The 12,328-nt window shown below is 66.7% G+C and carries 12 protein-coding genes; 7 read left to right on the forward strand and 5 right to left on the reverse strand.

Annotation, left to right across the window (positions count from 1 at the left end):
* Positions 1–104 precede the first annotated feature (104 nt).
* A complete protein-coding gene (dnaJ, locus tag GQS65_RS14255) occupies positions 105–1,253 on the forward strand; it encodes a molecular chaperone DnaJ (RefSeq protein ID WP_158205306.1) in 1,149 nt (382 codons plus the stop codon).
* A gap of 20 nt (positions 1,254–1,273) precedes the next feature.
* Here the strand turns inward: dnaJ and GQS65_RS14260 are convergent, their stop codons facing one another.
* Positions 1,274–1,579, reverse strand: a complete 306-nt coding sequence (locus GQS65_RS14260) for a MazG-like family protein (RefSeq protein ID WP_368280205.1) — start codon at positions 1,577–1,579, stop codon at positions 1,274–1,276.
* 52 nt (positions 1,580–1,631) lie between these two features.
* Positions 1,632–2,189 (reverse strand): hypothetical protein, encoded by a 558-nt coding sequence (locus GQS65_RS14265; protein WP_158205307.1) that lies wholly within the window; start codon positions 2,187–2,189, stop codon positions 1,632–1,634.
* Positions 2,190–2,438: 249 nt separating this feature from the next.
* On the opposite strand from GQS65_RS14265, the gene GQS65_RS14270 reads away from it, so the two are divergent.
* On the forward strand, positions 2,439–3,155 hold the full coding sequence (locus GQS65_RS14270; protein WP_158205308.1) for a hypothetical protein: 717 nt from the start codon (positions 2,439–2,441) through the stop codon (positions 3,153–3,155).
* A gap of 124 nt (positions 3,156–3,279) precedes the next feature.
* Positions 3,280–3,858, forward strand: a complete 579-nt coding sequence (locus GQS65_RS14275; protein ID WP_158205309.1) for a hypothetical protein — start codon at positions 3,280–3,282, stop codon at positions 3,856–3,858.
* A gap of 60 nt (positions 3,859–3,918) precedes the next feature.
* On the opposite strand, the gene GQS65_RS14280 is transcribed toward GQS65_RS14275, so the two are convergent.
* On the reverse strand, positions 3,919–5,907 hold the full coding sequence (locus GQS65_RS14280) for an AMP-binding protein (RefSeq protein WP_158205310.1): 1,989 nt from the start codon (positions 5,905–5,907) through the stop codon (positions 3,919–3,921).
* Positions 5,908–6,029: 122 nt separating this feature from the next.
* Between GQS65_RS14280 and GQS65_RS14285 the strand changes: the two genes are divergently transcribed.
* Positions 6,030–6,617: a GNAT family N-acetyltransferase gene (locus tag GQS65_RS14285; RefSeq protein ID WP_158205311.1), complete on the forward strand. Its 588-nt coding sequence runs from the start codon at positions 6,030–6,032 to the stop codon at positions 6,615–6,617.
* An 18-nt stretch (positions 6,618–6,635) separates the two neighbouring features.
* On the opposite strand, the gene GQS65_RS14290 is transcribed toward GQS65_RS14285, so the two are convergent.
* Positions 6,636–7,583, reverse strand: coding sequence for a DMT family transporter (locus tag GQS65_RS14290; protein ID WP_158205312.1), 948 nt, complete (start codon positions 7,581–7,583; stop codon positions 6,636–6,638).
* 204 nt (positions 7,584–7,787) lie between these two features.
* Here GQS65_RS14290 and GQS65_RS14295 point away from each other — a divergent pair, with 204 nt between their 5' ends.
* Together GQS65_RS14295 and GQS65_RS14300 are read left to right on the forward strand one after the other, a co-directional pair.
* The gene (locus tag GQS65_RS14295; RefSeq protein WP_158205313.1) at positions 7,788–8,270 is read left to right on the forward strand and encodes an Lrp/AsnC family transcriptional regulator; all 483 of its coding nucleotides are present in this window, start codon (positions 7,788–7,790) and stop codon (positions 8,268–8,270) included.
* Positions 8,271–8,460: 190 nt separating this feature from the next.
* On the forward strand, positions 8,461–10,137 hold the full coding sequence (locus GQS65_RS14300) for an acyl-CoA mutase large subunit family protein (protein ID WP_158205314.1): 1,677 nt from the start codon (positions 8,461–8,463) through the stop codon (positions 10,135–10,137).
* 74 nt (positions 10,138–10,211) lie between these two features.
* On the opposite strand, the gene GQS65_RS14305 is transcribed toward GQS65_RS14300, so the two are convergent.
* Positions 10,212–11,687, reverse strand: a complete 1,476-nt coding sequence (locus GQS65_RS14305; protein ID WP_158205315.1) for a sodium:solute symporter family protein — start codon at positions 11,685–11,687, stop codon at positions 10,212–10,214.
* Positions 11,688–11,864: 177 nt separating this feature from the next.
* On the opposite strand from GQS65_RS14305, the gene mce reads away from it, so the two are divergent.
* Positions 11,865–12,251, forward strand: a complete 387-nt coding sequence (gene mce / locus GQS65_RS14310) for a methylmalonyl-CoA epimerase (protein WP_158205316.1) — start codon at positions 11,865–11,867, stop codon at positions 12,249–12,251.
* Positions 12,252–12,328: the final 77 nt, after the last annotated feature.

Genomic DNA, 12,328 nt, shown 5'->3' on the forward strand with positions numbered 1-12,328 from the left:
AGCGAACGGCAAGTAGGTTCGCTGAAACCCGTTTTGGTACGCGATCCGACACGTGGCCGAGGCGGGCCGTTCAAGTGGCTCAACGGACAACGCATGGGCAACGAATGAGCGAGGACTTCTACGAGGTGCTCGGCGTCTCCCGCGACGCGGACGCCGACGAGATCAAGCAGTCGTACCGGAAGAAGGCCGCCGAGTACCATCCGGACGTGAGCGACGACCCGAACGCCGAGGAGAAGTTCAAGCAGGTCAAGAAGGCCAAGGAGGTGCTCACGGACGAGGACGCCCGTGCGGCCTACGACCGGATGGGCCACGAGCAGTTCGAACAGGCCGAGAAGCGTGGCTTCGACGCCAGCGAGAACGGACAGGACCCGTTCGGCGGGATGGGCGGGATGGGTGGCGGTCAGGGAAGCCCGTTCGACGACATCTTCGAGCAGTTCTTCGGCGGCGGGCGTGGCCGTGGCCAGCAGGGCCCCCGGCCGGGACGTGACCTCCAGACGGGCCTGACCATCGACCTCGAAGACGCCTACTTCGGCACCGCCCGGCAGATGACCGTCACCCGCCCCGAGCGCTGTGATGACTGTGGCGGCCACGGCCATCCCGAGGACGCCGAGGCCCGGACCTGCCCGGGGTGTGAGGGCCGCGGCCAGCAGGTCCGCGTCCAGCAGACGCCGCTCGGTCGGGTCCAGCAGACGACCACCTGCCCGCAGTGTGAGGGCGAGGGAGAACTCTACAGCGAGACGTGTGACTCCTGTGACGGCGAGGGCGTCGTGATGGAGGAGTCGACGCTGACCGTCGAAGTGCCCGAAGGCATCCGCGACGGCCAGACCCTGCGGATGGACGGGGAGGGCGCACCGGGCGAACCGGGCGCTCGTGACGGCGACCTGCTGGTCGAAATCGCGGTCGAGGCCGACGAGCGCTTCGAGCGCGACGGTGACGACCTCCACATCACCCACCCCATCTCGTTCCCACAGGCCGTCTTCGGCGACGACCTGCGCGTCGAGACGCTCGACGGGACCGTCTCGCTCGACCTGCCACGGGGCACCCAGAGCGGCGAGACGTTCCGCCTGCGCGGGAAGGGGATGCCCCGCCTCCAGCGTCGCGGTCAGGGCGACCTGTTCGTCCGCGTGCAGGTCGTGACTCCCGAGAACGTGAACGAAGAACAGCGCGACGCCCTCGAAGCGTTCGCCGAGGCTGGCGGCGAGGATATCGACGTCAAGGAGGGCTTCTTCGAGAAGATCAAACGCTCGCTGTAGCGCCTCGCCGCGCCGCCTCGCTACGTCCCGCGCCCCGCCTGTCCCGTCGTCTCCAGTCTGTCCTCGTACTTCGCCAGCGCCGTCGCCAGTGCGTCGTCGGCGTCGATGCCCGTCTCCTCACAGAGCGCGAGCAGGCAGAACAGCGCGTCACCCACCTCGTCTTCTTCGACGTCGGCAGCCGTCGGGTCGTCGCCGTACCCCGTCGACGTGTTGACGTTCTTGGCGAGTTCGCCGACCTCCGAGACGAGGTCGAGCAGTCGGTACGCGGGCGTGGTGTGCAGGTCGTTGGCGTCGAGGAACGACGCGACACGGTGCTGGTCGGTCACATGTCACTCGCCAGACCGGCGTCGCCTGAAGCTATCGATGTCGTCTCGCTCGTCAGTTCGTGCTCGGTTCGTCGGCCGGTGCGACGACGACGTCGACCTCGGTGGTCGCCTCGTCGCCACAGACCGGGACGCCCGTCTCGTCGAGGAGGTCGACGACGAGGTGGACGGTGAGCGTCCGGACGCGGGACTGCGTCGCTCGTGGCGCTGGCTCGAAGTCGACGGCGTCGAGCGACGTGTTCCGGACCACGTCGTGAGACCGGTCGAACTCCAGCGTCGTCTCCCCGCGACGGAGTCCGTCGAACGGGAGAAGTTCCGTGGCGACGGGGTCCATCGACACCTCGTCGTCCAGAGTGACCATCAACGTCGCTCCGACCTCCGACGGTGCGTCCTCGAAGCCGTCCCACGCGCAGTCGACGCGTGGTCTGAGTTCGAGAGCGGCCAACCAGCCGTCACCCTGCGTGACGGTCAGGTCGCTCTCGCCGAGAGACGCGTCGTCGAGTTCGACGACCGGTTCGGTCACCGTCTCGATGTGCGTCCGTTCTGTCGTCTGTGTCGTCTCCACCGACGCCCCCCGCTCGTCGCTCTTCTCGAACTGTTCCTGTGAGGCCATCGTTCTCTGTTAGAAGACTATCCGACTTAAATTAATACCACGTTTCAGAACCGTTTTTGTCGACTACCGAGCGACTCGGTACCGAGCCTCGACCGGTCCGGGATCTCTCCTCGCTACGGTGGAAGAAACGCCCGACGGCGTGAGGGTTCAGTGACGGTCTGACCCACACTGTTGCACCCATCGTCGGCGGTAAGCGGTTGCTAATCCCGCGTTCGTCGCTGATTTAGCCTCCTCGCTCGAACCCGTCTCATGGACGTGCTCGGTGACCTCGTCGCGCGCCCGCGCCGGAGCGACGACAGGGCACTCGTCGTTCCCTCGCTCGGCCGGACCTACGACTACCGCCGGTTCTGCACGACCGCCTGGAAGGTCGGAAACTTCCTGCGTCACCTGGGAGTCCGCTCGGGACGCGGGGTCGCGCTGGTCGGCGTCGACGCCCCCGAACCGGTGCTGTCGTTCTACGGGGCCGCACTGCTGGGCGCGCCGGTCACCTTCGACCCACCGACCGACGAACCCGTCGACGCCCGTGCGCTGGTCGTCCCGTTCGACCGGGTCGAGGAGTACGAGGCCCCACCCGGCACACAGCGTGTCGCGTTCGGGGACGCCCCCGACGACCCGACCGTCGCGTACTTCGAACGCGACGTGTGGAGCGAGAACCCGACCGAACCCCCGGACCGTGTCGCGCCGCGGGACGTGCTCCTGCGTACCGACGACGGAGCGTACAGCCACGCCACCGTGCTCGACGCCGCTGGCCGGGTCGTGGACGAGTGGGGCCTGACCGCGTCGGACACCGTCGCGGTCCGTGCGCCGTTCTCTCGTCCCGGCACCGTCGCGGCGGGTCTCGTCGCGCCGCTACTCGCCGGCGGGTCGATACTCCTCCCCGACGACGAGACGGTCGGTGACCGCGCGGTGAGCGACGGCGATGCGCCCGAGTCGAGCGTCGTCGCTCCGGGGTCGGTGCTGCCGTAATCGCTCGGTCGGTCGACGGTCCGACGCCGTCGGATGATTCCCTCGCTCGTCCTGCTGTACGCTGTGAAAAAGTGTTATGTCGGCTGAAGTATCACTGTCGTTTCCCTTCGGGGTGACCGAACACATGACACGACTACCCGACCCGATGGACGGTATCTCTCGACGCCGACTGCTCCGCAACACGGCCCTGCTGGGCACGGCGACGATGCTGGGCGTCGGCACCGCTGCCAGTCAGACGAGCTACTCGTTCCCGAGTACGAACGCGAACAATCGAGCGAACGGGTTCCCGTACGTCGAACTGGTCGAGGACGGAAACTGCGAGGTGACGCTCCGGTTCGTCAACGGGACGAACTCCCTTGCGTACTTCGAGTACCGAATCGACGGCGTGACGCCGGCCGCCGCGACGTCTCCCCACCCTGTCGTCACTGGGAGCGTCATCTACCCCGGTGTCAGTGTCGATGGCCGCGGCGACCCCGCTCCCGTCGTCGCCACCGAGACGCTCGCGGCGGCCGAACTGGTCGAAGTCCGACTCGCCCTCGGCGGCGAACGTGACTGGGACTTCGACTGGACGCCGTTCGCGGTCGACTGCGACGCCGAGACGAAAGCGGACTGCAAGAACGGTGGCTGGGAGACGTTCGGGTTCCGCAACCAGGGCCAGTGTCTCCGGTACGTCAACACCGGGAAAGACAGCCGACCGGAGTGACCGTGAGCGCCCACGACGGGCGAACCTCACCGGTTTCCGATCATCCGGTCCGTCAGACGGTTACCGTGCGTCCTCGACGTTCTCCAGGGCCTCGGGATTCTCGATGGAACTCATGTCGCCGAGGTCCTCGCCAGTGTAGGCGGCCTGGATGGCCCGCCGGATGATCTTCCCCGACTGCGTCTTCGGGAACTCGTCGACGAACAGCACCTCGCGTGGGCGAAACGGCTTGCCCAGTTCCGCGCCGACCTGCTCGCGCAGTTCGTCGCGCAGGCGCTCGCTCTCCTCGTAGCCCGCGTCCAGGATGACGTAGGCGACGACGGCGGTTCCGGTGGTGTCGTCGGGCGCACCGATGGCGGCGGCCTGGTTGACCGACTCGTGGTCGATGAGTGCGCCCTCGACCTCCGCGGGACCGACCTTCCGTCCGGCCACGTTGAGCGCGTCGTCCGCGCGGCCGTGGAGGAACCAGAACCCGTCCTCGTCTTGCTGTGCCCAGTCGCCGTGGTCCCACATCGGCGGGTCCTCGAAGCTGCTCCAGTAGGTGTTCAGGTAGCGCTCGTCGCCCTCCCACAGCGACTTCGTCATCGACGGACTGGAGTCACGCGCGACGAGGAACCCGCGTTCGTGGTCGTCCGCGACCGACTCGCCCTCGGCGTTCACGATGTCGACGTTCATCCCGAGGCCGGGTTTCCCGAGCGTACACGGCTTGAGCGGCATCCCCGGCAACGGCATGAGGAAACAGCCACAGATCTCGGTGCCACCGGAGATGTTGATGATGGGTGTCTCGCCGTTGCCGACGTGCTCGTAGAACCACATCCAGGACTCGGGGTCCCACGGTTCGCCCGTGCTTCCGAGCATCCGGAGCGAGGAGAGGTCGTAGCCCTCCAGCCACTCGTCACCCTGTTTGCGGAGCGCCCGAATCGCGGTGGGGGAGATGCCGAACACCGAGAGGTCGTGGCGGTCGATCATCTCCCAGAAACGGTCGGGTTCGGGGTAGTCCGGTGCGCCCTCGTACATGAACACCGTGCCGCCGAACGTGTGGTTGCCGATGAGCGTCCACGGTCCCATCATCCAGCCGATGTCCGAGACCCAGAAGAAGCGGTCCGAGTCCTGGTGGTCGAAGCCGAAGTACAGCTCCTTCGCACACTGCATCTGGACGCCCGCGTGGGTGTGGACGATGCCCTTCGGTTTCCCCGTCGTCCCCGACGAGTAGAGCAGCATCGACTCCTGGCCCGAGTCGAGGGACTTCGTGTCGTACTCGTCGTCCTGTGTCTCGACGGCGTCGGCCCACCACTGGTCACGCGAGTCGTCGAACGGAATCGTCACGTCGCCGCTGTCCGACCGGGAACCTAATCGGTCGAAGACGACCGTGTGTTCGACGTGGCCCGCCTCCGCGATGGCCTCGTCGGCGGTGTCTTTCAGCACGACGTTCGACCCGCGTCGGAGGAAGCCGTCGCCCGTGAACAGCACCGAGCACTCCGAGTCGGCGATGCGGGTCGCGGTGGCGTCGACGCCGAACCCGGAGAAGATGGGAACGGCGACGGCACCGACCTTGAAACAGCCGTAGAGGATGGAGACGACTTCGGGCACCATCGGCATGTAGAGGCCGACGGTGTCGCCGGTGCCGACGCCGACCGATTCGAGGTAGTTGGCGACTCTGTCGGTCTGGCGGCGGAGTTCGTGGTAGGTGACCTCCCGGACCTCCCCGTCCTCGCCCTCCCAGATGGTGGCGACGGTGTTGCGTCGCTCGCTGTCGACGGCGGCGTGGCGGTCGACGGTGTTGTGCGCGACGTTGAGTTCGCCGCCGACGTACCAGTCGGTGAACTGCGGCCCGTCCGTCGTGTCCCGGAGTTCGTCGTACTCCTCGTAGAACTCGACACCGAGGTAGTCGGGGAGGCGGTCCCAGAACCACTCGACGTCCTGCGAGCGCTCGACGAGTTCGTCGTAGTCCTCGATACCGTGGTCCTGCATGAACTCGTAGACGTTCGTCGACTCGACCGTCTCCCGGTCGGGGTCGTACACCACTTCGTCGAGGTCCGGTAGGCTGCTCATGTCCCGCAGTGCTCCGCCCGACGACAAGTAACTTGTCTCGGCCCGAGGCCCGCCGTCGTCGCTCGGCCGGTCGATTCCGACGGCGGAGAACGTTTTTGCCGTTGCCGAGACAACCGTCCCGCATGTACCTCAGGGACGCGAAAAACCGAGAGGAGGTGTGGCTGCTCGACCACATCGAGGCGATGGGGCTCGACGGGCAGTCGTTTCGGTCCCGTGACTACGTGGTCGCCGTCGACGAGGAGTCGAACGTCAAGGCGGGGTTCGGTCGGTTCCGCATCCACACGCCGGACGACGAGGACGCGACCGAGACCTGTGAACTGACGAGCATCGGCGTCCTCGACGGGTGGCGCGGCCAGGGCGTCGGTGCCCACGTCGTCGAACGACTCGTGACGACGGCCACGAACCAGGGGTTCGAGGACGTCTACGCGCTGACCGACCGGCCCAACTACCTCTCGCAGTTCGGCTTCCGGGCGGTCGAACGCGAGCACCTCCCGGAGGTCCTCCGTGAGCGTCTCGACGAGAAACGCGAGACGACGACGCCCGAGGCCATCGGGATGCACCTCGACACGGAGCGGTTCCGGATGCCCGAACGCCTGCGCGAGCGGTTCAAGGTCGCCGCCGAACAGCACGACCCGGAACCGGACCCCGACGCCGAGGAGTTCGGCATCGACCCGGACGAGGCGACCTACAAGTACGACACGGGGCGCTGAGGGCCCGGACGAGCGTCTCTACGTGTACGACCGGGACCGCTCACCGACGACGCGCGCGGTGAGGTCCGCCAGCGTGTCACGCTTCAGGAGGGCGAACCCGAGGAAGATGGCGGCGAATCCCGTCGCCGTCGCCACGTCGACGAACTCCCCGAGCACCAGCCAACTCATCAGCGCGGCGACGACGGGTTCGAGGTAGCCGATGAGGTTGAGTTCGGTCGGACCGACGCGGTCCAGCAACTCGAAGTAGAGCAGGAACGCGACGACCCCCGAGACGAGTGTCAGGTAGAGGAACGACGCCACGGCGGTCGGCGTGAGGTGGACCTGTGCGAGCGTCTCGCCGCGGGCCGCGCCCGCGACGTGGAGCATCGCCGCACCCAGTACCATCGCCCAGCCCTCCATCGTGGCGATGGGGAGGTCGGTGTCGAACGGCCGGGTCAGGACGGCCCCGAGCGCGAAGCTGGCACCGCCGAAGAACACCAGCGCGATGCCCGTCGCGCTTGACCCCAGCGCGCCGGGGTCGGGGTTCGCCACGAGGACGACGCCGACGAAGCCGAACGCTAGTCCCAGCACGCCGAGGCCCTCGATACGACCCTCCCGGAGGACGAGCGCCGCGAACGCGACGGTCAGGACCGGAGAGAGCGAGACGATGACGGCAGCGATGGCTCCGGAGACGTAGAGTTCGCCCAGATAGAGCAGACCGTGGTAGCCCGCGATGATGAACGCGCCCGCGACGAGCGTGACCGCCCACTCGTCGCGGCCACGGGGCCGCCAGCGGTCGGTGGTGTACGCCGCGTAGCCGAGCACGACGAGCCCGGCGAGGTCGTAGCGCAGCGCCGCGAACAGCATCGGCGGGACGTGGTGGAGACCCACCTCGATGGCGACGAACGACGTCCCCCAGAAAGTGGCGAGCAGTACGAACAGGAACGGTGTACTTGGAAGAATCTTCCAAAGAGTATCGCGGACCATTGGTTTCTACTCCAATCTCACTGACGCCCGTAGTTAAACCCTTCTACAACAGATTTAGTATAGGTAGAAGGATTATGTAGTATACGATCTGATAGTTGTAGTCGATGCGTCGAAAACGATGTGAAACTGAACCGGGGTTGATTCAGACGTCGTCGGCTGGCGTACTCCCGGTGGTTAGTTGGTCCCTCGTGACGAGCGAGGGGCATGGACGAGCGCGACGTGCGCCTGCTGCGGGCCATCGCCGACCTCGGGACCGGGAGCCCCGAGGCACTTCACGAGGAGACTGACATCCCGGTGTCGACGATTCACTACCGGCTGAACAACCTGCGCGACGAGGGCGTCATCACGAACGACCTCTACGACCTCGACCTCGAAGCGGTCGGTCTGGGGGTGACGGTGTTCGTCGAAATCCTCGCGGACCTCGACGAGCGGGACGTGGTCGAGAGCGACATCCTCGCTATCGAGGGTGTCACACAGCTGTTCTCGACGATGGGCGAGACGGACTTCATCGCCATCGCTCGTCTCCCCGACGCCGACCAGGTGGGGCGACTCATCGACGACTTCGAGCACGTCCCACGGGTCGAGCGAACCAACTCGACGTTCGTCATCGACGCCATCCACGAGGACGCCCGCGCGCTGGGGTCCTACGAGTTGGAGACGCTGCTGGACGCGCTGGTCGACGAGTAGCGCGGTTCGAACGACAGTGAGAACCGCGGAGCAGCGAACGGTGAACGGAGTGAGCCGTGAGTAGGGAGATTCGAACGACAGTGAGAACCACGGAGAGCGAACGGCGTGGGTGAGCGACGAGCGGTCGTCGCTCCAGCGCCGCCGCCACCGAGGAGACAACGGTATAGTGGCCCGGCGTGAGTCGGTAGGTATGTTCGACGAGGACGACCTTCGCGCCATCCGTGAAGGACGTGAGGAGTGGGAAGCGGAGACCCTCGGCCCGACTCTCGACCGGTTCGGCGAGCGCAAGGAGACGTTCACGACGGACACGGAGGGCCACGAGGTCGACCGCCTGTACACCCCGAACGACGTCGCCGAGAAGGAGTACGACGAGGACCTCGGCTTCCCCGGCGAGGAACCGTTCACGCGCGGGCCGTACCCGACGATGTACCGCGGGCGACTCTGGACGATGCGCCAGTACGCCGGCTTCGGTACCGCCGAGGAGACCAACGAGCGGTTCCGGTATCTCATCGACAACGGCTCGTCGGGGCTGTCGATGGCGTTCGACCTGCCGACCCAGATGGGGTACGATTCGGACGACGCGATGGCCGCCGGCGAGGTGGGGAAGTCGGGCGTCGCCATCGACTCGCTCGACGACATGGAGACCGTCTTCGACGGCATCCCGCTCGACGAGGTGTCGACGAGCATGACCATCAACGCCCCCGCGAGCGTGCTGCTAGCGATGTACGTCGCGGTGGGCGACGAGCAGGGTGTCGACCGCGAGGAACTGCGCGGGACCATCCAGAACGACATCCTGAAAGAGTACGCCGCGCGCAACACGTTCATCTTCCCGCCCGGACCGTCGATGCGCGTCATCACGGACATCTTCGAGTTCTGCGCGGAGGAGGTGCCGAACTTCAACACCATCTCCATCTCGGGGTACCACATCCGGGAGGCCGGGTCGACCGCGGCACAGGAGGTCGCGTTCACGCTCGCCGACGGCATCGAGTACGTCGAGTCGGCCATCGAGGCCGGTCAGGACGTCGACGACTTCGCGCCACAGCTCTCGTTCTTCTTCGCGTCGTACAACAACATCCTGGAGGAGGTGGCGAAGTTCCGGGCCGCCCGCCGTCTCTGGGCCCGTATCATGAAAGAACGGTTCGGCGCGGAGGACCCCAAATCCCTCCAGTTGAAGTTCCACACCCAGACCGCGGGGTCGACGCTCACCGCCCAGCAGATAGAGAACAACGTCGTCCGCGTGGCCTATCAGGCGCTCGCGGCCGTCCTCGGCGGCACCCAGAGCCTCCACACCAACGGGAAAGACGAGGCGCTGAGCCTCCCGACCGAGGAGTCCGTCCGCACGGCGCTCCGCACCCAGCAGATTCTGGCCCACGAGTCGGGCGCGGCGGACACCATCGACCCGCTCGCGGGCAGCTACTACGTCGAGTCGCTGACCGACGAACTGGAGGCCGAGGCCGAGGCGCTCATCGACGACATCGACGACCGCGGCGGGATGCGCCAGGCCATCGAGGACCAGTGGGTCCAGCGCCAGATTCAGGACGTCGCCTTCGAGCGCCAGCGCGAAATCGAGGAAGAAGAGCGCGTCATCGTCGGCGTCAACCGCTTCGAGAGCGAGGAGGAGGTCGACGAGGACGACCTCGCGGAGGTCGACGAGGAGGACGAACAGCGGCAACTCGAACGCCTCGACACGATGCGCGACGGGCGCGACGACGCGGCCGCCGAGGAGCGTCTCGACGCCCTGCGCGGGGCCTGTGAGGACGGCGAGAACGTGATGCCGTACATCGTCGACGCGGTGAAGGCGTACGCGACGACGGGCGAGATCTGCGACGCGATGCGCGACGTCTTCGGCGAACATCGGAGCGCCTGAACGGGTCGCGCCCGCTCGCTCCGAGAACTCGTGGTCGTCTCTCCCCTCGCCGCCGCGTTCTTCGTCCTCGCCCGTCAGTCGTCCTCTGGAGTCACGCGCGAGCGGCGCGCGGCCTCTTTGTCCGCGCGGGCCCGTTCGCGGACGGTGTCGAGATCGAACGTCTCGCCGTAGCCGGCGTAGCTCAGTCCCAGGATGGTCACCAGCGCGGCGGCCGTCGCGGGGACGGCGGATTCGAGGGTTCCCTCACCGAACAGTGCCGGTTCGCCGAGGACGAACGCCCAGACGACGAACACGACACCGCCGACGACGAACCCCGGGAGGCCGGCCTCCCGTGTCGTCCCGCTCCACAGCATGCTGACGATGCCCGCGAACAGCACCGACATGATGCCCATCCCGAGGGTGTTGATGGCGATGATGTCGATGCCGCTGTACGCTATCGTCGCGGCGAGGAGACCGAACCCGAGGATGGTCGCGCGTGTCACCCCCACGAGGTGAGCGTCCGAGAGGTCCTCCTGCCCCCCTCGCAGTGGGACGTAGAGGTCGTTGACGAACGTCGTCGCACCGGCGAGCAGGAAGGAGTCGGCCCCGCTCATGACCGACCCGACGGCCGCCGCCAGCAGGAGGCCGGCGACGACGGGCGGGAGCGTGTTCGCCAGCGTCCACGCGAACGCCATCGAAGATTCGATCTGCGCACCCTGTGCGCTGGCGATCATCCCGGCGGTGGCGGTGAGGATGCCGTACCCCGTGATGACCGCGCCCGCCATGAACGTCCCGAGGATGGCGACGCGCTTGCTGCGTGCCGACCACGTGCGCTGGAGCATCTGCTGTTGGGCACCGGCGACGGTGAGGTACATCAGGTACCACGAGCCGATCTGTATCAACCCGACGCCGAACCAGTTGGTGTGACCCGATGGGACGTTCGCGGCGATGGTCCCGACACCGCCCGCGTTCGACACCGCGATCGGGATGGCGACGAACATCCCGACGATGATGAGGACGCCGTGGAGGGTGTCCGCGTACGCGACCGACCCCATCCCGCCGTACAACGTGATGGCGATGAAGACGACCACGCTCGCCCAGAACGCGATTCCCAACGGGATGTCGGTGACGGTGGCGATGATCGAGGCCATCCCGATGGTCTGGCCGGTCGTCAGCGCCACCTGCCCGACGACGGTGAACAGCGCCGCGAAGTACTTCGTGTAGTCGCCGAACACCCGGCCCAGCAGTTCCGGGACACTGACGACGTCGAACGCGTAGAGAAAGCCGATGAGGACGGTGATGCTCATCCACGCGAGTCCCTGTGCCATCGCGTACCACTGCGCACTGATGCCCGCCGTGAACGCGCGCTGGGCCACCCCCATCGTGAGGCCGCCTCCCGCGAACGTGGCGAAGTAGGTCATCATGTAGACGGGGAGGCCGAGGTCCCGGCCCGCGAGCGTGAACTCGACGTACCCGGACCCCGCACCGCGGCCGCCCCACCACGCGACGAGGAGAGTGGCGACGGCGTACCCTGCCATCGTCAGGATTAGCGGGTCGGTCAGCGTCGCCATCGACCGCCCCGAAGCTCTGCAGTGCGATACGAAGCCGCGTCGAAACGTCCCGTCGTGCGTCTCATTTGCGCTATCCGAACTGGCAGGGTTCGAGACAAGTATCGGATGCTTGCTTATCATCGGTCGACCGGTCCGGGGAACCGGGAACCTTTCTACGACGCCCGCCGCAGTCCGGGTATGCAGTTCCACCACGCGGGTATCGCCACGACCGACGCGGACGCGCTGGCGTCGCTGTTCTCGACGCTGTTCGAGACGCGCGTCGTCCACGAGGAGATGTTCGGGGAGTTGTACGTTCGGTTTCTCGACGTCGGGAACGGCTACTTCGAACTCCTCGAACCGACCGGGGAGGGAACCATCCAGCGCTACCTCGACGATAACGGGTCTGGCATCCACCACCTCGCCCTCGAAACGCAGAACATGCCCCGGACGCTCCAGCGTGCGCGCGACGCCGGTGTCGAACTCATCGACGAGGAGCCTCGCCCCGGCGCGTGGGGCCACGAGGTGGCGTTCTGTCACCCCGCATCGACGGGCGGCGTCCTCGTCGAGTTCGTCGCCGAGCACTGACATCCGACGACATCTATAGCGCTCTATATCAACCACGAAACATAAACGAAAGATAGTAGTGGGTAATCCTCGGACGG

The sequence above is a fragment of the Halomarina oriensis genome, from assembly GCF_009791395.1.
In the GTDB taxonomy this organism is placed as follows: domain Archaea; phylum Halobacteriota; class Halobacteria; order Halobacteriales; family Haloarculaceae; genus Halomarina; species Halomarina oriensis.